Here is a 17,795-nt window from a genome sequence, read left to right on the forward strand (position 1 = left end):
GTCCTGAACATGATGGAGTGAATAAATCGCGTCGGCATCACAGTGCATTAGTCAGCGTGGCGTTATAAGCAATTGCCTCGGTCATGGCACGAACAGTTGCACGAGTAAAACGCGTCTGCGCCTCAGACTGAACGTCCTGCTCGCTGAGGTAACCCAGCTTGAAACCGGCATACAGCCCCGCGAGATTAACCCCACTGTGGCGGGTATAACCGATGCCGCCCGAAGGACGCATATTGATTTCAAGCAGAACGGGCTTGCCGCTTTCGTCGTTGCGCGTTTGTACGTTGACCAGTCCATCCGCTTTCATGACCGCAGCGCAGGCCAGCGCCAGCTCGTAAGCCTCTCCCGTATTTTCAAGATACTGGAGCGCGCCTTCTTTACGTCGCCCCACGGCGGCCAGAACCTTGCCTTTATTGACCAGCATATCGACCGAGTATTCCGGCCCGGGCAGATAAGGCATCAGCACCAGCGGTTCAAAAGCGTCGGCGGATTCGCAGGCAGCAAGAAATTGCCAGGTCGTCATCTGACGACGCTCAGGGTAATTGATCATTGTCATGGGCGACACCGCGTCATCAATGCGCCAGAATCCCATGCCATAAATCCCTTTCACCGGTTTGACACAGAGCTGTGATGAGGTAAACGGTGAGTGAGCAAGCTGTGTTTTCAGTTCACTCAGTGTGGTGATACGCAGTGAGGGAACGACCGGCAGCCCGTTCTTTTCCATGAGCTGAGCAAACGTCACTTTGTCATCGGCAATATCTATGTCACCAATACCAGATGCGCCGGTCGTCAGCGCTACGCCAGTCGATTCAATCGCCTGACGATGAATTTCAAACCATCGGCAGTGGCGGCCAGTATGAATAACGTCGATCCCGTGTGCTTTAACTATAGCTTCAATAAATGCTAAACGCCGATCGTCATCTTTCGGTTCTGTTAAAGAAAAATGTGCCAGCGATAAAATTTCATTTCTTTCATTACTATGCGAAGCATAGATTGTGACTGGTTTGCCACACGCGCGGGAAAAATCATTTACACTTTGAATAAGATCCCGTTGAGAAGAAAGACCTTCCATAAACCATAATTTATTTTTCATTTTTACTCTTTACGGGTCAGCGTTTAAATAGAGGGGATCTCAGCAGTCTATTTATCACCCGGCTAATTGTCAATCATATTATGATTTTAAATCTGTATGTATTCATGCCCTCAATCATTAAGACTATTTTCCACTGCCCCCCTAAAATATAGGAGGTTATAAAATATAAAAATAGTACTATCAATAAGTTATTTTGTTGTGGTAAAGATTTTAAGAAAATTGTCTTGTGAGTGAACTACATCATGATATGATTTTCTAGCTGATAGATTTTTTCATCTCAAAGTCTTGTTTCAGTTAACCCTTATTAAGGAAAATATATGGTCTCTTTAAGTAAGAATCAGACGGTATCGCTCAGTAAAGAATCCTCTTCACTTAGTCAGCTTAAGTTTGGACTTGGCTGGGATCCCATTAAGAAAAAAGGATTATTTGGCGGTCTTCTGGGCGGCTCTGGTGACATCGATCTGGATGCAAGCTGTATTCTTCTGGACGCAAGCGGCAATAAAATAGATACCATTTGGTTCCGCCAGCTTAACTCCCACTGCGGCTCTGTGGTGCATAGCGGCGATAATTTAACGGGCGAGGGCGACGGCGATGACGAAGTCATTAATGTTAACCTGACAAAGCTGCCTTTAAAGGTTGAATATCTGGCGTTTACCGTTAACAGTTTCCGCGGCCAGACTTTCAATGAAGTGCAAAATGCATTCTGCCGCGTGGTGGATCAGTCGAACAAAGAGCTGGCGCGTTACGCCCTTTCCGAGCAGGGCAGCCACACCGGTATTGTTATTGCCTCACTGCGCCGTAGCGGCGGCAGCTGGGACTTCACTGCGCTGGGCAATGCCTGCCGTGGACGGACAATTGACGACATGCTGCCAGAAATTGTGGCTACGGTGGTACGCTAATGAATCTAAGCCCAGGAGGTAACACCTCCGTTCCGAACGGCGAGTTGCGCGTGCGTATCCTTTCCGGTTCACCTGTCGATACTTCTGCTTTCCGGCTCTATGCCGATGGAAAAGTGAAGGGCGATCCGGACATGGTTTTCTACGGTCAGCCGCGTAATGACGACGGTACTATTAGTTTGACGAATGAAGGTAATAACACCACGTTCATCGTTAATCTCAACAACCTGAAAGCGGACGTGCAAAAAGTGGCGTTCACGGCGACCTGCGAAGGCGTTCAGAAAGTATCAGGTCTGGGAAGTCTTGCCATTCAGGTCTACCATGCAGGTTCGTCGGTCGCCAGTGGCAATGTTGATCTCAATGGCCGTACGGAAGCGGCGTTAATTCTGGGCGAATTGTACCGTCGTAATGGGGAGTGGAAATTCCGCTTTATTTCTCAGGGATTCAACGGTGGATTAAAACCGCTGGCCGAGTATTTCGGGGTGGATATCGCTGATTCGCCAGCCCCAACACCACCTCCCGCGCCTGCGTCCGCGCCGCCTGCGCCTCCGGCCAGCAAAATAAGCCTGAGCAAAGTTTCATTAACCAAAGAGAAACCGGCAATCAGTCTTGCCAAGAAAGACAACTTTGGTGAGATCCGCATTAACCTGAACTGGCACCGGGGCAGTAAATCTTCCGGCCTGCTGGGTATGTTTGGCGGAGACAAAGGCATCGATCTCGATCTCGGTGCGTTTATCAGGCTCCGCGATGGGCAGAAAACCATTGTTCAGGCACTGGGAAACATGTTTGGTTCCTACCATTCTCACCCTTACGTTCAGCTTCAGGGCGACGATCGCACCGGCGATGTGAGTGATGGAGAGTGGATCCATGTGAATGGCCGCGAATGGCAAAATATTAGCGAAGTGCTGATCTATACCTTTATCTATCAGGGGGCCCCGAGCTGGGATAAAACGGATGGTATTGTCACCCTCCATATCCCCGAACAGCCACCGATTGAAACGCGTCTGACCGAAGGCGATAACAAACGCACGCTGTGCGCTATTGCTCGTCTGGTTAATGAAAATGGCGCCATTAAAATTGAGCGTATTAATCAGTTCTTCAAAGGACAACAGGAGATGGACCGTGCTTTCGGCTGGGGCTTTCGCTGGACGACGGGTTCTAAATAACGTTAATGGTGAGGACAGAGTGATGAGTTTTTTCAATAAAGTTAAAGGCGCATTTAATACCAGCCGTGAAGAACTGACAAAACAGGTCAGCCGGTTTAAAAACAAAAAATTCATGCAGGGGACTGTAGCAGTCTGTGCACGAATTGCGGTTGCCAGTGATGGCGTAAGTGCGGAAGAAAAGCAGAAGATGATCGGTTTCTTACGTTCATCGGATGAATTAAAAGTTTTTGATACCAATGAAGTTATCGAGTTTTTTAACAAGTTAATTTCTAGTTTTGACTTTGATATGGAAATCGGTAAAGGCGAAACAATGAAATACATTCTGGCTCTGAAGGATCAGCCTGAAGCCGCGCAACTGGCTATTCGGGTAGGTATTGCCGTAGGTAAGAGCGACGGTAATTTTGATCGTGATGAGCAGATAGCCGTTCGTGAAATTGCCATTGCGCTAGGCTTCGAGCCTGCCGAATTTGGCCTCTGATTTTTCTGCAAAGGGTAAAACATGGTTTCTACACATATCGGATTTCCGGCTGAAACTGTCACTGTATTTATTGCATTGTCAGTCGGTGCCATCTTTATTGACCTATTCATGCATCGCCATGATAAGCCGATCTCGCTGAAAAGTGCGGCGTTATGGTCGGTATTCTGGGTCATTGTGGCGATGGCTTTTGCTGGTTTTCTGTACGTGCATCACGGTGCGGAAGTGGCGAGCCTGTTCGTGACCGGTTATGCACTGGAGAAAGTGCTTTCCGTCGATAACCTGTTTGTCATGATGGCGATCTTCTCGTGGTTCGCGGTACCGGATCGCTATCGTCACCGCGTGCTGTACTGGGGGATCATTGGTGCCATTGTCTTCAGGGGTATCTTTGTTGCTATCGGAACCGGCCTGCTTTCCCTCGGCCCATACGTCGAACTGATCTTCGCCGTTGTCGTGGCGTGGACCGCGGTCATGATGCTGAAAAGCGGTGGCGATGATGAAGAAGTTGAAGATTATTCACAGCACCTTGCCTACCGCATGGTCAGACGCTTCTTCCCCATCTGGCCAAAGCTTTCCGGTCACGCCTTTTTGCTGACGCAGAAAGAAGTCGATACTGAACTGGCAAAACCGGAGAACAAAGATATCGTCGTAGGACGGGTTAAAAAAGCGGCGTTTTATGCCACTCCGCTGATGCTCTGTGTCGCCGTTGTTGAGCTGTCTGACGTGATGTTCGCTTTTGACTCCGTCCCGGCGATCATCGCGGTCAGCCGTGAACCGCTGATTGTTTACAGTGCAATGATGTTTGCTATTTTGGGCCTGCGTACACTTTACTTTGTTCTTGAGGCGCTGAAACAGTATCTGACGCATCTGGAAAAAGCAGTTATCGTGCTGCTGTTCTTTATCGCGGTCAAACTGGGCCTTAATGCCACGGACCATATCTGGCATCATGGCTACAGTCTTTCTGCCACAACCAGCCTGATCGTGGTTCTGGTGGTACTGGCTATCGGGATCGTTGCCAGCGTGCTGTTCCCGGAAAAAGCGGATGCAGAGTAAATCATTTCTATTTTAAAACGTAACCAGTGAGGATTTTTTATGAGCGTTTCTCTTTCTAAAGGCGGCAACGTATCGTTAAGCAAAGCTGCACCGGCAATGAAAAATGTTCTGATCGGTCTCGGCTGGGATGCTCGCTCTACTGATGGTCAGGACTTTGACCTCGATGCGTCTGCATTCCTGCTTGGTCAAAACGGCAAAGTTCGCGGTGACGCTGACTTCATTTTCTATAACAATCTGAAGTCTGCCGACGGTTCAGTGACCCATACCGGTGATAACCGTACCGGCGAAGGCGATGGTGATGATGAGTCGCTGATCGTGAAGCTGGATACCGTGCCGGCAGACGTTGATAAAATTATCTTCGTTGTCACTATCCATGATGCGCAGGCTCGCCATCAGAGTTTTGGCCAGGTTTCCGGCGCATTCATTCGTCTGGTTAATAATGACAACCAGACTGAAGTGGCGCGTTACGACCTGACTGAAGACGCGTCTACGGAAACAGCGATGCTCTTTGGTGAGCTGTATCGTCACAACGGTGAGTGGAAATTCCGTGCCGTCGGCCAGGGTTATGCTGGCGGTCTGGCATCAGTATGTGCTCAGTACGGCATCAACGCGTCCTGATCATCCTTATCTACCGGAGCTGCAAACGCAGCTCCATCATTAACAGCAGGAGCTAAAAATGGCAGTTTCTCTCGTAAAAGGCGGTAACGTATCCCTTACTAAAGAAGCACCAACCATGAACATTGCCATGGTCGGTCTTGGATGGGATGCCCGCGTCACTGATGGTCAGGATTTTGACCTGGATGCCTCAGTGTTTATGGTTGGCGAAGATGGCAAAGTGCTGTCCGATAGCCATTTTATTTTCTTCAACAACAAACTGAGCCCGTGTGGCGCCGTTGAACACCAGGGCGACAACCGCACCGGTGCTGGCGACGGCGACGATGAGCAGATCAAAATCGAGCTGGCCAAAGTGGATGCTGGCGTCAAAAAACTGGTTTTTGCGGTTACCATTTATGACGCTGAAGCACGTAAACAAAACTTTGGCATGGTGAGCAACAGCTTCATGCGCGTCTACAACAACGACAACGGTACTGAAATTGCTCGCTTTGATCTGTCTGAAGATGCATCGACCGAAACCGCGATGATCTTCGGTGAACTCTACCGTCACGGTAGCGAATGGAAATTCAAAGCGGTAGGTCAGGGTTTTGCCGGTGGTCTGAGTGCGCTGGCGTCTCAGCACGGTGTGAACATCTAAGAGTAGCATCAGAAGCCCGGCGGACGTCCGGGCTTTTCTCTGGTCCGCAAAAAACAGCGCCATTTCAGCTGTATTACGAAGTGCTCTCTTTTTTGCCGGCAAACGAAAAGGGAACGTATATGCAACTTCAGGCAGGACAAAATACGGTTATCACCACCTCAGATCTTACCCTTACGCTTAATTATCAGGGAAACGCTTCCTTTCGCAGCGACCTCGATCCCTCTGCCTTTTTGCTGGGAGAAAACGACAGGGTGGCGCAGGACGACGACTTTATCTTCTTTAATAATCTTCAATCGGTTGAAGGTGCGATTCGTATGGATCTCTCCCCGCAACGCGCCACTTTTCGTGTTCGTTTACAGGATGTACCGCCACGTATCCACAAGATTGCCCTGACAGTTGTCATTGACGGTGACAATACGCTGGAGCATCTGGCTCAGCTGTCAATTGCGGCGAGTGAACTGGCGCGATTTGACGTCGATGTTAACGGTCGTGAGGAGAAAGCGTTGATTGTGGCGGAGATTTATCGCTACCAGGGGAAATGGAAACTAAAAGCTGTCGGACAGGGCTTTAACGGGGGGCTGGAGCCGCTGGCGCGCCATTATGGGGTTGATGTCGCCTCTCCGGCAGCCGAATCAGCGCCGGTCAAAATCAGCCTGGAGAAAAAACTTCAGGAGAAAGCTCCGCGTCTGGTCAGTCTTGCTAAAACGGCCACGGTAAGTTTGACGAAGCATAAGCTGGAATCTGTTCAGGCCCGCGTGGCATTTGTTCTGGATGCCTCAGGCTCAATGAAAGGGCAGTTTAAAAAAGGCAATGTCCAGGCCGTTCTGGATCGTATTGCCGTTCTGGCCGTCCAGTTTGACGATGATGGCGCGATGGATATGTGGGGCTTTGCCCAGCGACATAAAAAATACCCGGACGTCACGCTTGATAATCTGGATGGCTATATCTCCCGCATTCAGAGTGCATCCCGCAGTTCCATGCTGGAAATTTTGCCCGGGCTGGGTGGCCTTAATAACGAGCCGCCGGTGATGAATGAGATTGTTGATTTCTACCGGGGAACGACGTTGCCAGTGTTTGTGGTGTTTATTACCGATGGCGGCATCAGTAAAACACGAGAAATTAAAGACGTGATCCGGCGTTCTGCAGAAAGTCCGATCTTCTGGAAGTTTGTTGGCCTCGGCGGTTCAAGTTACGGTATTCTCGAAAAACTGGATACCTTTACCGAACGGCGGGTGGATAACAGTAATTTCTTTGCGATTGATGATTTTGCAAAAATGAAGGATGAGCAGTTGTACGATTTACTGCTTGAAGAGTTCAGGGACTGGCGCGAGCAGGCTACATCATTACGTATTCTGTAACGGTATCGCCCCGACGGCGGGGCGATTTCGTCATAAATTGTAGTTTTGCTGGTTCGCTTTAAGCATATCGAGCGGCGATTTGCGGCGCTTCCATGCCGGGTGGAAATGACGCCAGTGGGCATCCCTGGCGGCGGTAAGGAGTTCGTAATCGCCGCGGGTATCGCCCCATGCCCGCAGATGATAGTCGGCCAGCGATCCATAAACGCTTTCAAGTCGGTTAATTTTTTGAATGCACCGGCAGTTATGCCCGCTAATCCGACCGGTCAGCTTGCCATCCCGGATCTCAAGTTGAGTGCCGATCAGCTTTACCCCGAGCTTATCTGCAAAGGGTTGCAACACCAGCTCAGGGGATGCTGAGCATAAGGTGACTTCTGCACCGGACATCCGCTCTGACGCCACCGCCAGCAATCCACTGGAGCGCATCAGCCGATCCCAGTACAGCTCGCAAAACGTTTCCGCTTTTGCGCGCAGCCATTTTTCATCAATATCGGTCAGAAAGGTGGTAATCAGCACTTCTTTCAGTTCATCACGGGTTAGCTTGCGACGCATACAGCGCAGCGCAGGCAGGGTCATCCTGGCGATATTACGAATAAAAAAACGATTGCCGAAAGCATAACGCAGAAACGGGATGAAGCTGTCATGACGCGTGAGGGTTCCATCAAAATCGAAGACGGACAGAACGTTTGCGTGTGTGGTTTCCATAAAAACGTTTGACTCTCAATGATAGTGGCATTTATCAAAGGTACCGAAGCGATACTCCTGACCTTAGCGAAGATGCCGGTATCATCTCAAATTATGACGCTCTAAGCATTGTTTAAATAGTGGAGGCAGGAGGAGGAGATGTTTAGCTGGGGCGCGATAATATCATGCCCCAGACAGCAATATTGGGATCTCAGAGGTCGTCCATCGTATGATCGACAATGATTTCCAGGGTCTTGCGAATGATATCCCCGGTCACCACATCATTATTGGTTTCCAGAAAAGAGATCAGCTTTTGAATGATCGCTTTATTCGATAATTCGCCTTGCGAGTCCATAATGCTTCTGATAGCCGCGCCCAGCATTGCGGATTCTTCCACCAGTCTGTCACCGGCAGTACGAAAATACTGAGTCAGCGCCAGGGAAGGCAAATCATCGTAACTTTCTCTTTCCTGCAACATCACCTGACTCATGTATTTACTCCGTGATTTATAAGGCTATCAATGATTTTTGCTTTTTTCAGCCTTTTGGTTGGCGCCAAATAGCTGATGAACGTTATCCCCGCCCCATTGTGACGGTTCGTGTTTTGTTTTATTCAGTCCCGCGTTATTACTGATTTCCGCAATAATATCTGCAAGAATGTCTCGTCGCTGACGGTCAGACTCACTGGCCTCAATGGACCGCAGTCTGGCAATCAGCGACTGTTTGTTAATTGGACTATTGTCGGCCAGCAGAGATAACACTGCTTCACCGATCAGCTCGTCTGTTAGTTGTTCTGTTTCACTTCTTTTCATAACTGTATCTCTAATTGCCACTGAATCCCGGTTGGGAAGCGCGGCATAAAGTCAGTTCTCTGCTGCAAGAGGTTCTCTGGTAATCGATGGTCCTTTATGAAGCATAAGTCCTCCGCCCGAATTGACTTAAAAGGGCCTCCGTAGGTCAGGACTGGCAATCCTCAGCGGTCAAACAGCAGACCAATTAGCCTGTGGTAATGGCTTTCTTCTTCAGGACCGGAAGCGGTTTCCAGCCGTTTAAGCAATTTTGTACAGATCGCCTTACGGTTCAGACTGCGTCCGTCAGTGAGTATTTCCCGTACAATTTCACCCAGGGTTTCCTGCTGGGTAGGCAGGGCCGCTTTATTGAAATAACGGGCAATGGCATTAGCGGTATCGGGAATGTAACCATTCTGCTGCATATGTCACTCCTGTAAAATATTTTGTCATATCAAGTACGGCTAAAGTTATACAGAATTGGCAAACTTGTACAGAGATAATTGTACAATTATTGAAAAATATGTACGGGTTGTTTTTTTATTGTTATATTACAACATGTTAAAAATATTTTTTTGATGCACTGAATCTTTTTGAGTTGTACAGCACGCGGGATTTCACCATCACAGTATAGTGGCACATCAATCATGTGGTCAGATTGTCAGGAGAAAGTTAAAAAAATGCGCAAGTAGTACAAGCTTCAAAAACCACTATCTGCTAGTGTGATCGTTCATTCATCAGGCCTATGAGATCTTCATGCTTACCACTATCATTTACCGCAGCCATTTCTGCGACAACGTCCCTTATAAAGCGCTGGAGGAGATGGTTACAGCGGCAAACGAAAAGAACAGCCATGGAGGCGTCACCGGTATTCTGTTGTTTAATGGCACCCACTTTTTCCAGCTGCTTGAAGGCCCTCAGGAAAGCGTTACCACTATTTATCGTCACATTTGTGAAGACGATCGCCATTACAACGTCGTTGAGCTTCTGCGTGACTACTCGCCCTCACGCCGTTTTGGTAAGGCCGGAATGGAACTCTTTGATTTACGCGAACATGACAGGGATGAAGTGCTTCAGGTCGTGCTTGATAAAGGGACGTCTAAATATCAGTTAATTTATGATGACCGCGCGCTGCAGTTCTTCCGTACCTTCGTTGAGGCGCGGGAAAAAGAGAACTATTTCGAGATCCCCGCCGGGGATTCATGGGACTTTATCTCCGATGGCAATACTGTACTGCCGCAAGATTCGAAGCGTGATTTAACCGCGGATTGCAGTTTCGCTTTCCAGCCGACCATCGATCCGCTTGCCCAGGAAATTGTCTCGCTTGAAGCCTTGCTGCGTACCACTGACGGCGCTTCTCCGCAGGCTTTTTTTGGTTCTCTGAGCGGCGATGCGCTCTATCAGGCAGACCTTCATAGTAAAAAAGTGGCTTTCGAAATGGCTGCAGCGCTGAATCTCGGAGAGCAGACCCTGACGGTCAATCTACAGCCGATGACGCTGGTAAATGTTCCCGACGCGGTGCGCTTTTTGCTGACGGAAATTGAAGTCAATGGACTGGTTCCGGAACAGATCATTGTAGATTTCACTGAAAGCGAAATTATTTCGCGCCTTGATGAGTTCACTGATGCGGTAAGGCAGTTAAAAGCTGCCGGTATCCGGGTTGCTATCGATCACTTTGGTGCCGGTTTTGCCGGACTTTCACTTCTTGCCCAGTTCCAGCCGGATCGCATCAAAATAAATCGCGATCTGATCAAGGATGTGCATAAAAGTGGTCCGCGCCAGGCAATTATTCAGGCCATCATCAAATGCTGTACATCGCTTGAAATCTCCATCACCGCCGTAGGCGTCGAGAAAGCAGAAGAGTGGATGTGGCTTGAGTCCGCCGGAATTTCGATGTTCCAGGGACATCTTTTTGCTAAACCGGCGTTAGGGGCTATTCCCGCGGTGTTCTGGCCAGAGAAGAAAAGCAACTTTTAACGTTATCCTCGTCAAAATAAACGCTGCTGATAGCATTATCAGCAGCTTTTTTGTGCCTGAGGTTGATACGTCTTTTATACAAACCAGCAACTTCACGTTGTACAATAAAAAAAACTTGTACAAGCCATGGTGAATTGCTAGCTTAAACTTGTACATTCCGGTTTTAAGTATGAGAGTGTGAATGGCTTTTTATAGCATTGGTGATGTAGCTGAACGATGTGGGATCAACCCCGTGACATTGCGGGCGTGGCAGCGGCGTTACGGTCTCCTTAAACCTCAACGTAGCACAGGCGGGCATCGTCAGTTCGATGAAGACGATATTCAGCGTATTGAAGAAATTAAACGCTGGGTAGACAGTGGTGTGCCCGTAGGCAAGGTGAAGTTGCTGCTTGAAGGAGAATTGGTTGCTGCCCATGATGGATGGGCATCGCTTCAGGAAGAGATGATGAGCATTTTGCGGCATGTTCATCCCGTTAGTCTTCGCGCAAAAATAGTGGAAATAGGGCGCAAGCATTCAGCAGAAAACCTTATCGACAACGTTTTTGTACCCGTGCGTCAGAAACTGAGTCTCGACCAACATACAGCCCGTACCATGTGCAGTTTACTGGATGGAATGTTGATAGATTATGCGGTTTCATGCCTTTCTGAAGCGCGAAAGAAAGAGGGCAAAGAGGCATTATTGATTGGGTGGGGAAGCGATGACCATACCCGATTATGGCTTGAGGCGTGGCGACTTTCGCAGCGCGGCTGGCATATTACCGTACTGGCGGAACCGCTGGATGCACCGAGGCCGGAACTCTTCCCCGGACAGCAAATTTTTTTATGGACAGGCAAAGCGTTGTCACGACGACAACATGAGCAGTTAGCTCACTGGCAGGAGCAGGGCTTTGCCATTACTTATCATGGCGTATAAAGATAAAGGGTCTAAAACCCTTTTTCTTTATTAATAACACGCTAGCGTTTTTCCCCTCAGTACACGTTATCCCTCGTAAATCTTTTTCATTTTTTTAGCAATATTTCCCGTCGTCATTCGTCTACCTCATTACAAATACCTATTAACATAACGAGGCAGGACATTATGAGAGATTTCGACACGCACCCTCATGGACATCGATTCGGTCGACGCCGCATGGGCAAACCGGTGATCATTGGCGCGGCCCTGTTTGTCTTACTGGGCGTAGTGGTCATGACACTGTGGAATGCAATACTTCCGGGCATTATCGGAGTCACCACGATTGGTTTCTGGCAGGCGCTTGGGCTGCTGATATTATGCCGTATTCTTTTTGGCGGACTCGGGATGCGCCCAGGTATGTTCGGCATGGTACGCGAGCATCGCCGCATGCATGAACGCTGGATGAATATGACCCCGGAGCAGCGCGAGGAATTTATCCAGCAGCGGCGGGCCGGCTTTGGCCATCGCTCGCGTTTTGGTGGATGCCAGTATCATGATGATGGCGAGAAAAACGCTTCACAGCCTGAAGAAAAGTCAGCAGGCGAGTAAGCGTAATGAAGAACGAGTCAATACTGGTATCGGCGCTAAACGCTTGTCGATCCCGACTGAAAGCCTTTATTCGCGGCCGCATGGCGGTACGCGATGAGGCAGACGATGTTCTGCAGGAAGTCACTTATCAGTTAATGAAAATTGAACAGCCGGTGGAAAACATTGCTGCCTGGCTGTTCCGTGCAGCGCGTAATGAAATGACGGATCGGTCACGTAAAAAACGTGAACTGTCATTGTCCGATCTTGATAGCGACGCTGATTTTTCGGAGAGTGAGCTTGAAGCCACTTTATTTGGTGTACCGCAGACACCTGAGGAAGACTATTTAAGCGCGCTGTTTTGGGATGAACTGGAGGAGGCGCTCGCTGAACTGCCTCCCACACAGCGCGAGGCCTTTGTAAAAACGGAATTGCAGGGATATAGCGTTAAACAACTGGCTGAAGAAACCGGTCTGAGCGCTCAAACACTATTGTCACGTAAACATAAGGCTGTGCTGTATCTGCGGGTAAGATTACACAGCCTCTATGATCAGCTGATTGAACGTTGATTATGCTATTGCTGTGCCCAGCGGCTCCTCAGATAAGAGACAGCTTTCTGCGTTTGCGGCTGATGTAGATAGCTTTCGCGGAATAAAATCGTACCGTTAATGTGCGGATTGGCCTCGTTCAAATCTAGCTGTTTCTTCAACTCCGGAACGCCACCGTCAATCATCCAGTCAGGTTCTTTTTTGGATGGTTCGCCAACTTTGTACAATGCAATACCGATATACAGTCGCGTATTAGTGGGTTTCACCACGTTTGCCCACCAGTTGGCCAGTACGTCATAACGCGCCGCGCTGCGGGAGAAGGGCCAGTATAGTTGGGGGGCAATGTAATCAAGCAATCCCTTCTGAACCCAGCACCGGGTGTCGGCGTACGATTCATCATAGGCGGCCGCGCCACGGGTATCAGAGCCTGCCGGATCAAAAGATCGATTACGCCAGACGCCAGCGGGACTGACGCCAAACTCAACCTCGGGCTTCAGTTGTTTGATCGCGCGTGAAACCTGTTCAATCAACTGTTCGGTATTATTCCGCCGCCAGTCAGCTTTCGACGCGAACCCCTGACCGTATTTACGGAACGTTTCACTGTCGTTAAGCTTTGCGCCGGGAGATTCAGTATAGAAATAATCATCAAACTGAACGCCATCGACCGGATATCGAGCTACTACTTCCGCCACGATGCTGGTTATCCAGTCCCGCACTTCGGGGATGCCTGGATCAAGCACATAGCGATCGCCTGAGGTGCGGACCCAGTCGCGATGCAGAACAAAAACACTGGCCGGATGCAGGGATAAGGTTCGGTTGAGTTCAGCTTCGGTACCCGGCTTGAGATTTACCGAGACACGATAGGGATTGAACCAGGCATGCACTTTGATTCCACGTTTATGGGCTTCATCCAGCATAAACTGGAGCGGATCGTAGCCAGGATCCTGACCTGTCTTACCGGTGAGCATATCAGACCAGGGCAATATTCTAGATGGCCAGAGCGCAGTACCATCCGGCTTCACCTGAAAGAAAACGGTATTTACCCCGAGACTTTTAAGCTCGTCCAGCTTATCGGTCAACGCTTTCTGCTGTTGCCGGTTGCGGCTCTCAGCGCTGCTGGCATTGATGGAGTTTACCGGGGGCCAGTCGAGACGAGAGACCGTTGCCAGCCAGACTCCGCGTACGGGCTCCTGATCCTGTTGCGATGCGCCGGGCAGCGGCTGCTTCGCTACCGGGGGAAGGGGAGTCACGACAGATTTTGGCGTTTTAGATGAACAACTGGCAAGGAAAAGGGCGCAGCAAGCCAGCGCGCTTAACCGTTTAACGAAAGGAACCTTAAGGCAATGGGCGGCCATGCGAAGTCCGGTAGTTTCAACGTTTATAATCAGGATATTAGGCCTCTGGTGAAGCCAACTTACAAGCAAGAAATGCGAGCAATTGCGATATACAGGCTCATCCAGTCAATGACAGCCTGCTGGCAGGCTGATATTGTTAATTTGATGTGAAAATAGCTTAGCCCTATGTTTAATAAGGACTACGTGACAATTACTTTTGGTTGAAATTCTTATCAGGCTAATGCCATGACGTTAGCCGAAACATATTTTTAATGGGATGAATATGGGATCACAACACACTGTAGCAGATGATTCTCTGCTGCGGCACAGGTCGTTTGTCGCTTTTTGGCTGGCACGAACCTGCTCATCGTTCGGTTTTCAAATGTTTTCCGTCGCCGTCAGCTGGCAGATATATGCCTTAACCCATAGCGCGATGGCGCTCGGTATGATTGGCCTGATGCAATTTTTACCCTCAGTTCTGCTGGCGCTACCCGCCGGGCATCTGGCAGATCAGCTCGATCGTCGCCGGATTGTCCTTCTTGGACAGTTAATAGAGTGGGGGGCTTTGCTGGGACTGGTCGCTCTGACGCTCCTGCACTGGGCCGATCAATTCGAGATTTGGGGGCTGGTTTTTTTAATTTCAGTGGCAAAAGCCCTGGAATGGCCCGCAATGACATCGATGCTGCCGTCTCTGGTTCCTCCGCCGATCCTTGCGCGTGCAATGGCCGCCAGTTCGGTCAGCGGTGAAGCGGCGGTGATTATTGGGCCCACGCTGGGTGGGTTACTGTATGTGATCGGGCCGGAAGTGGTCTACGGCGTGTCGGCACTGTTTTACCTTTGCTCCATCATTTTGGTCAGCCAGCTGCGCTATGAACGTCCAGCACAGATCCGCTTGCCGATGAATTTAACCAATTTGTTTGCTGGCGTACGCTTTATTCGGGAACGTAAAGATGTCCTGGGTGTCATTTCTCTGGATCTGTTCGCCGTACTGCTTGGCGGAGCGACTGCGCTGTTGCCCATTTTTGCTCAGGATATTTTGCATACCGGTCCGTGGGGGCTCGGACTACTCCGCGGAGCCCCATCTGTTGGCGCACTATTGATGGGCGTGTGGCTGAGTCGGCATAAGCTGGAGAAAAATGTCGGCATCATTATGTTTGGCTCGGTGGCAGGCTTTGGCCTGGCAACGCTGATATTTGCGCTTTCCACCCAGCTCTGGTTGTCACTACTGGCGCTGGTCGCGCTTGGCGGTTTCGATATGGTCAGCATGGTGATCCGCGGCGCACTGGTTCAACTTGATACGCCAGATGATATGCGTGGGCGCGTCAATGCGGTGAATGCGATTTTTATCAACACCTCCAACCAGCTTGGCGAGTTCGAATCCGGAGTGCTGGCCGCATGGCTCGGTGCGGTGCCCGCAGCTGCATTAGGCGGAATTGGGACATTGGTGGTGGTTGCGGTGTGGATGACGATATTTCCACATCTGCGTAAACGCCAGAAGCTGGAGAATGAAAAGGTGGTGTGAGCATTGTGGGCCCCGGTATTTTATTTATGAAATGATGTTTCAAATGTGTGATCACAGCATATGAAATAATGTTTTATTTTTTATAGTCTCTTGTTCTGTTTTATGGCGGCAGAAAGTAACCGTATCCTGATGGGATGACATTTTTGCCACTTATTCTGGATTAAGAAAACGTAAACCGGAGACTGATATGAGAAAATTATTTTATATGGCATTGTTACTTTTAAGCAGTACCTGTATGGCGCAAAGTACTGATATAAAAGCAGTCACTGATGCAGTGGAAAACATGCGCCTTGCCATGCTTAGTGGAGAAAAATCCAGTCTGGAAAAAGTTGGATTGCCTTCCCTGAGCTATGGCCACTCAAGCGGGCGAGTTGAAAATAACGCTGAATTTGTCAACGCAATTGTGACTGGAAAATCAAGATTTCAGACGCTGAACCTGAGTGACCAAACTGTTCAGGTTGATGGGGATGTTGCGATTGTCCGCCATATTCTGGAGGCGAAAACTAACGACAGCGGTAAACCCGGGGACGTGAAAATCGGTGTGATGCTGGTCATGAAAAAAGACAATGCGGGTGAGTGGAAACTGTTAGCCCGCCAGGCATATAAATTACCGCTCTAAAATCGAGTCCTCTGGCGCATCAGAATTGATGTGCCAGAATCTGCTTTTAAGCGTGGCATGAGCGGAAGCAGATATCTTTGACACCAAAATGAAGTGGAGTGTAAGTGTATGGTTAATCGTAAGGTGCGGGTGGTTGGGAACAAATGGATAATTGCATTTAACATAATATACATTATGCGCACTAAGGTTAAGTAGTGCTTTTAAACCAGTTTTGGTCGCCTCAGATGTCCTGGCTGTTTTCATTACAGCTGAATTGATTTCTCTGTGACGCCGGCATCATCCCGCTCAACGCTTAGCGTGTTCCATCGGCAAAACGTTTCACTTCATCCACAGACATTCCAGCTTTAGACACTCAGCACCTTTATAAATGCACTCGCCATACACCTGATAGCCGATATGCTCAGCAACATTAACCGAGGCGGCATTGTCTTTCGCAATAAGGCAGATCGTTTTGGCTGGTGAAAATGCGCTGACAAACCATGTGTGTGCCGCCGTAGCGGCTTCCTTTGCGATACCCTGATGCTGGGCGGCTTGCGATACAACCCAGGATGCTTCGGCATAGTTTTCGAAGTTCTCATCGATACCCCGATGGAAATTTGCCAGTCCTGTTTCTCCAAGAAAAGCGCCATCAGATTTTCGCAGGATCGCAAATATGCCATAACCAAACGAGGTCCAGTGGCCAACATTGCGCAGTAAACGATTCCAGCCTTCTTCAGGCGTGAAGCCTGACCCATTCATCAGTGTTGGATCGGCGTACATGGGATACCATACTTCATAATCATTGATCATCTGTGGACGTAAGATCAGTCGTTCCGTGACGATAGTCGGCATTCTTTTACCCTATGTATCCTGGAGAATATTGACGGGAAATAATCATTGGGTCTGGCACCTCTCCAAAAGCGAAACCCGGAAATATCACCTTCCGGGCTCTCTGTACAGATTATGTTAAACCGATGCCGTTACGCTTGTTGCAGACAGTTCAAATCTCTGAGCATCCGCCTAAGGCATTTGATTTTATTTTTATCGCGTATTGCTCCGGAAAGCTTACTCAGCTGAAAAAACGTTTTGTCACCGAAACCATCAATAACTTTAAAGCGATATTCCTGACGATCGCGGTCCCAGGCATAGACGATGTTTTTACAATGCAAGGAATTAATAATAACGCTGGTACTTACAAACCATGCTAAAAAAACATTCAGCTTCTGCAATTTTATTGCATCAAGTTCTTTATTCAGAGCAATCTGATAAAGCGTTTGTGCGATGTGGCTATGCTCATCGCACTCTTTTACAATGACTTGCCCTACCCCTTTATTTGTTTCAACAAGCCCCTCGATCTTTTGCATGTAGAGGGCGTCAGTTTCGCTATTCGGCTTACATTCTTTGATTTCCCGATAAACTTCGCGCTGTTTGCTTTTATACTTTGCAATGCCGGGGATCACTATTTTAATCAGCAAGTTACTATCCTGGGGATGCTGAAAGACGTAACGATCGTTGCCCTTTGCCAGTAAATCATCATCGGTTAATACAAGCTCTGGTTTCATGATAGTTTTGACTCTT

At 48.9% G+C, this 17,795-nt stretch carries 21 protein-coding genes; 13 read left to right on the plus strand and 8 right to left on the minus strand.

What is annotated here, in order from left to right; all coding sequences use genetic code 11:
- Nucleotides 1-37 precede the first annotated feature (37 nt).
- On the minus strand, nt 38-1,093 hold the full coding sequence (locus tag P0H77_RS11075) for an ATP-grasp domain-containing protein (protein WP_276164931.1): 1,056 nt from the start codon (nt 1,091-1,093) through the stop codon (nt 38-40).
- Nucleotides 1,094-1,410: 317 nt separating this feature from the next.
- On the opposite strand from P0H77_RS11075, the gene P0H77_RS11080 reads away from it, so the two are divergent.
- The 7 genes from P0H77_RS11080 (at nt 1,411) to P0H77_RS11110 (ending at nt 7,293) form a co-directional block, all read left to right on the plus strand.
- On the plus strand, nt 1,411-1,992 hold the full coding sequence (locus P0H77_RS11080) for a TerD family protein (protein WP_276164932.1): 582 nt from the start codon (nt 1,411-1,413) through the stop codon (nt 1,990-1,992).
- A complete protein-coding gene (locus P0H77_RS11085; RefSeq protein WP_276164933.1) occupies nt 1,992-3,155 on the plus strand; it encodes a TerD family protein in 1,164 nt (387 codons plus the stop codon). The genes P0H77_RS11080 and P0H77_RS11085 overlap by 1 nt, the downstream gene beginning before the upstream one ends.
- Before the next feature lie 22 nt (nt 3,156-3,177).
- The gene (locus P0H77_RS11090) at nt 3,178-3,633 is read left to right on the plus strand and encodes a tellurite resistance TerB family protein (RefSeq protein WP_276164934.1); all 456 of its coding nucleotides are present in this window, start codon (nt 3,178-3,180) and stop codon (nt 3,631-3,633) included.
- Nucleotides 3,634-3,654: 21 nt separating this feature from the next.
- Nucleotides 3,655-4,683, plus strand: coding sequence for a TerC/Alx family metal homeostasis membrane protein (locus P0H77_RS11095; RefSeq protein ID WP_276164935.1), 1,029 nt, complete (start codon nt 3,655-3,657; stop codon nt 4,681-4,683).
- 39 nt (nt 4,684-4,722) lie between these two features.
- A complete protein-coding gene (gene terD, locus P0H77_RS11100) occupies nt 4,723-5,301 on the plus strand; it encodes a tellurium resistance membrane protein TerD (RefSeq protein WP_276164936.1) in 579 nt (192 codons plus the stop codon).
- A gap of 58 nt (nt 5,302-5,359) precedes the next feature.
- A complete protein-coding gene (locus P0H77_RS11105) occupies nt 5,360-5,935 on the plus strand; it encodes a TerD family protein (RefSeq protein WP_276164937.1) in 576 nt (191 codons plus the stop codon).
- A 119-nt stretch (nt 5,936-6,054) separates the two neighbouring features.
- Entirely contained in the window at nt 6,055-7,293 is a 1,239-nt protein-coding gene (locus P0H77_RS11110; protein ID WP_276164938.1) for a VWA domain-containing protein, read from the plus strand.
- Nucleotides 7,294-7,323: 30 nt separating this feature from the next.
- Here the strand turns inward: P0H77_RS11110 and P0H77_RS11115 are convergent, their stop codons facing one another.
- The 4 genes from P0H77_RS11115 to ycgZ all read right to left on the minus strand — a co-directional run bounded on the left by P0H77_RS11115 (nt 7,324) and on the right by ycgZ (nt 9,186).
- A complete protein-coding gene (locus P0H77_RS11115) occupies nt 7,324-7,995 on the minus strand; it encodes an HAD family hydrolase (RefSeq protein ID WP_276164939.1) in 672 nt (223 codons plus the stop codon).
- Nucleotides 7,996-8,185: 190 nt separating this feature from the next.
- Nucleotides 8,186-8,452, minus strand: a complete 267-nt coding sequence (locus P0H77_RS11120) for a biofilm development regulator YmgB/AriR family protein (RefSeq protein WP_276165107.1) — start codon at nt 8,450-8,452, stop codon at nt 8,186-8,188.
- A 39-nt stretch (nt 8,453-8,491) separates the two neighbouring features.
- The gene (locus tag P0H77_RS11125) at nt 8,492-8,785 is read right to left on the minus strand and encodes a hypothetical protein (protein ID WP_276164940.1); all 294 of its coding nucleotides are present in this window, start codon (nt 8,783-8,785) and stop codon (nt 8,492-8,494) included.
- A 161-nt stretch (nt 8,786-8,946) separates the two neighbouring features.
- Nucleotides 8,947-9,186: a regulatory protein YcgZ gene (ycgZ, locus tag P0H77_RS11130; RefSeq protein WP_276164941.1), complete on the minus strand. Its 240-nt coding sequence runs from the start codon at nt 9,184-9,186 to the stop codon at nt 8,947-8,949.
- A 331-nt stretch (nt 9,187-9,517) separates the two neighbouring features.
- On the opposite strand from ycgZ, the gene P0H77_RS11135 reads away from it, so the two are divergent.
- The 4 genes from P0H77_RS11135 (at nt 9,518) to P0H77_RS11150 (ending at nt 12,784) form a co-directional block, all read left to right on the plus strand.
- On the plus strand, nt 9,518-10,738 hold the full coding sequence (locus P0H77_RS11135; protein ID WP_276164942.1) for a diguanylate phosphodiesterase: 1,221 nt from the start codon (nt 9,518-9,520) through the stop codon (nt 10,736-10,738).
- Between the two features lie 181 nt (nt 10,739-10,919).
- Nucleotides 10,920-11,651, plus strand: coding sequence for a MerR family transcriptional regulator (locus P0H77_RS11140; protein WP_276164943.1), 732 nt, complete (start codon nt 10,920-10,922; stop codon nt 11,649-11,651).
- Between the two features lie 165 nt (nt 11,652-11,816).
- The gene (locus tag P0H77_RS11145) at nt 11,817-12,239 is read left to right on the plus strand and encodes a hypothetical protein (RefSeq protein WP_276164944.1); all 423 of its coding nucleotides are present in this window, start codon (nt 11,817-11,819) and stop codon (nt 12,237-12,239) included.
- A gap of 5 nt (nt 12,240-12,244) precedes the next feature.
- Nucleotides 12,245-12,784, plus strand: coding sequence for an RNA polymerase sigma factor (locus tag P0H77_RS11150; protein WP_276164945.1), 540 nt, complete (start codon nt 12,245-12,247; stop codon nt 12,782-12,784).
- Nucleotides 12,785-12,789: 5 nt separating this feature from the next.
- On the opposite strand, the gene P0H77_RS11155 is transcribed toward P0H77_RS11150, so the two are convergent.
- A complete protein-coding gene (locus tag P0H77_RS11155; protein ID WP_276164946.1) occupies nt 12,790-14,118 on the minus strand; it encodes a glycoside hydrolase family 10 protein in 1,329 nt (442 codons plus the stop codon).
- 262 nt (nt 14,119-14,380) lie between these two features.
- Between P0H77_RS11155 and P0H77_RS11160 the strand changes: the two genes are divergently transcribed.
- Both P0H77_RS11160 and P0H77_RS11165 read left to right on the plus strand, forming a co-directional pair.
- Nucleotides 14,381-15,619: an MFS transporter gene (locus tag P0H77_RS11160; RefSeq protein WP_276164947.1), complete on the plus strand. Its 1,239-nt coding sequence runs from the start codon at nt 14,381-14,383 to the stop codon at nt 15,617-15,619.
- A gap of 187 nt (nt 15,620-15,806) precedes the next feature.
- Nucleotides 15,807-16,238: a nuclear transport factor 2 family protein gene (locus tag P0H77_RS11165; RefSeq protein ID WP_276164948.1), complete on the plus strand. Its 432-nt coding sequence runs from the start codon at nt 15,807-15,809 to the stop codon at nt 16,236-16,238.
- Nucleotides 16,239-16,556: 318 nt separating this feature from the next.
- Here the strand turns inward: P0H77_RS11165 and P0H77_RS11170 are convergent, their stop codons facing one another.
- Complete coding sequence (locus P0H77_RS11170) at nt 16,557-17,069, minus strand: GNAT family N-acetyltransferase (protein WP_276164949.1); 513 nt, start codon at nt 17,067-17,069, stop codon at nt 16,557-16,559.
- A gap of 128 nt (nt 17,070-17,197) precedes the next feature.
- Complete coding sequence (locus P0H77_RS11175; protein ID WP_276164950.1) at nt 17,198-17,779, minus strand: YrbL family protein; 582 nt, start codon at nt 17,777-17,779, stop codon at nt 17,198-17,200.
- Nucleotides 17,780-17,795: the final 16 nt, after the last annotated feature.

Source organism: Superficieibacter sp. HKU1 (assembly GCF_029319185.1).
GTDB lineage: Bacteria > Pseudomonadota > Gammaproteobacteria > Enterobacterales > Enterobacteriaceae > Superficieibacter.

Bases quoted from the DNA above. Each gene is read 5' to 3' on its own strand.
- P0H77_RS11075 (WP_276164931.1), bottom strand. From the start codon at position 1,093: ATGAAAAATAAATTATGGTTTATGGAAGGTCTTTCTTCTCAACGGGAT.
- P0H77_RS11080 (WP_276164932.1), top strand. From the start codon at position 1,411: ATGGTCTCTTTAAGTAAGAATCAGACGGTATCGCTCAGTAAAGAATCC.
- P0H77_RS11085 (WP_276164933.1), top strand. From the start codon at position 1,992: ATGAATCTAAGCCCAGGAGGTAACACCTCCGTTCCGAACGGCGAGTTG.
- P0H77_RS11090 (WP_276164934.1), top strand. From the start codon at position 3,178: ATGAGTTTTTTCAATAAAGTTAAAGGCGCATTTAATACCAGCCGTGAA.
- P0H77_RS11095 (WP_276164935.1), top strand. From the start codon at position 3,655: ATGGTTTCTACACATATCGGATTTCCGGCTGAAACTGTCACTGTATTT.
- terD (WP_276164936.1), top strand. From the start codon at position 4,723: ATGAGCGTTTCTCTTTCTAAAGGCGGCAACGTATCGTTAAGCAAAGCT.
- P0H77_RS11105 (WP_276164937.1), top strand. From the start codon at position 5,360: ATGGCAGTTTCTCTCGTAAAAGGCGGTAACGTATCCCTTACTAAAGAA.
- P0H77_RS11110 (WP_276164938.1), top strand. From the start codon at position 6,055: ATGCAACTTCAGGCAGGACAAAATACGGTTATCACCACCTCAGATCTT.
- P0H77_RS11115 (WP_276164939.1), bottom strand. From the start codon at position 7,995: ATGGAAACCACACACGCAAACGTTCTGTCCGTCTTCGATTTTGATGGA.
- P0H77_RS11120 (WP_276165107.1), bottom strand. From the start codon at position 8,452: ATGTTGCAGGAAAGAGAAAGTTACGATGATTTGCCTTCCCTGGCGCTG.
- P0H77_RS11125 (WP_276164940.1), bottom strand. From the start codon at position 8,785: ATGAAAAGAAGTGAAACAGAACAACTAACAGACGAGCTGATCGGTGAA.
- ycgZ (WP_276164941.1), bottom strand. From the start codon at position 9,186: ATGCAGCAGAATGGTTACATTCCCGATACCGCTAATGCCATTGCCCGT.
- P0H77_RS11135 (WP_276164942.1), top strand. From the start codon at position 9,518: ATGCTTACCACTATCATTTACCGCAGCCATTTCTGCGACAACGTCCCT.
- P0H77_RS11140 (WP_276164943.1), top strand. From the start codon at position 10,920: ATGGCTTTTTATAGCATTGGTGATGTAGCTGAACGATGTGGGATCAAC.
- P0H77_RS11145 (WP_276164944.1), top strand. From the start codon at position 11,817: ATGAGAGATTTCGACACGCACCCTCATGGACATCGATTCGGTCGACGC.
- P0H77_RS11150 (WP_276164945.1), top strand. From the start codon at position 12,245: ATGAAGAACGAGTCAATACTGGTATCGGCGCTAAACGCTTGTCGATCC.
- P0H77_RS11155 (WP_276164946.1), bottom strand. From the start codon at position 14,118: ATGGCCGCCCATTGCCTTAAGGTTCCTTTCGTTAAACGGTTAAGCGCG.
- P0H77_RS11160 (WP_276164947.1), top strand. From the start codon at position 14,381: ATGGGATCACAACACACTGTAGCAGATGATTCTCTGCTGCGGCACAGG.
- P0H77_RS11165 (WP_276164948.1), top strand. From the start codon at position 15,807: ATGAGAAAATTATTTTATATGGCATTGTTACTTTTAAGCAGTACCTGT.
- P0H77_RS11170 (WP_276164949.1), bottom strand. From the start codon at position 17,069: ATGCCGACTATCGTCACGGAACGACTGATCTTACGTCCACAGATGATC.
- P0H77_RS11175 (WP_276164950.1), bottom strand. From the start codon at position 17,779: ATGAAACCAGAGCTTGTATTAACCGATGATGATTTACTGGCAAAGGGC.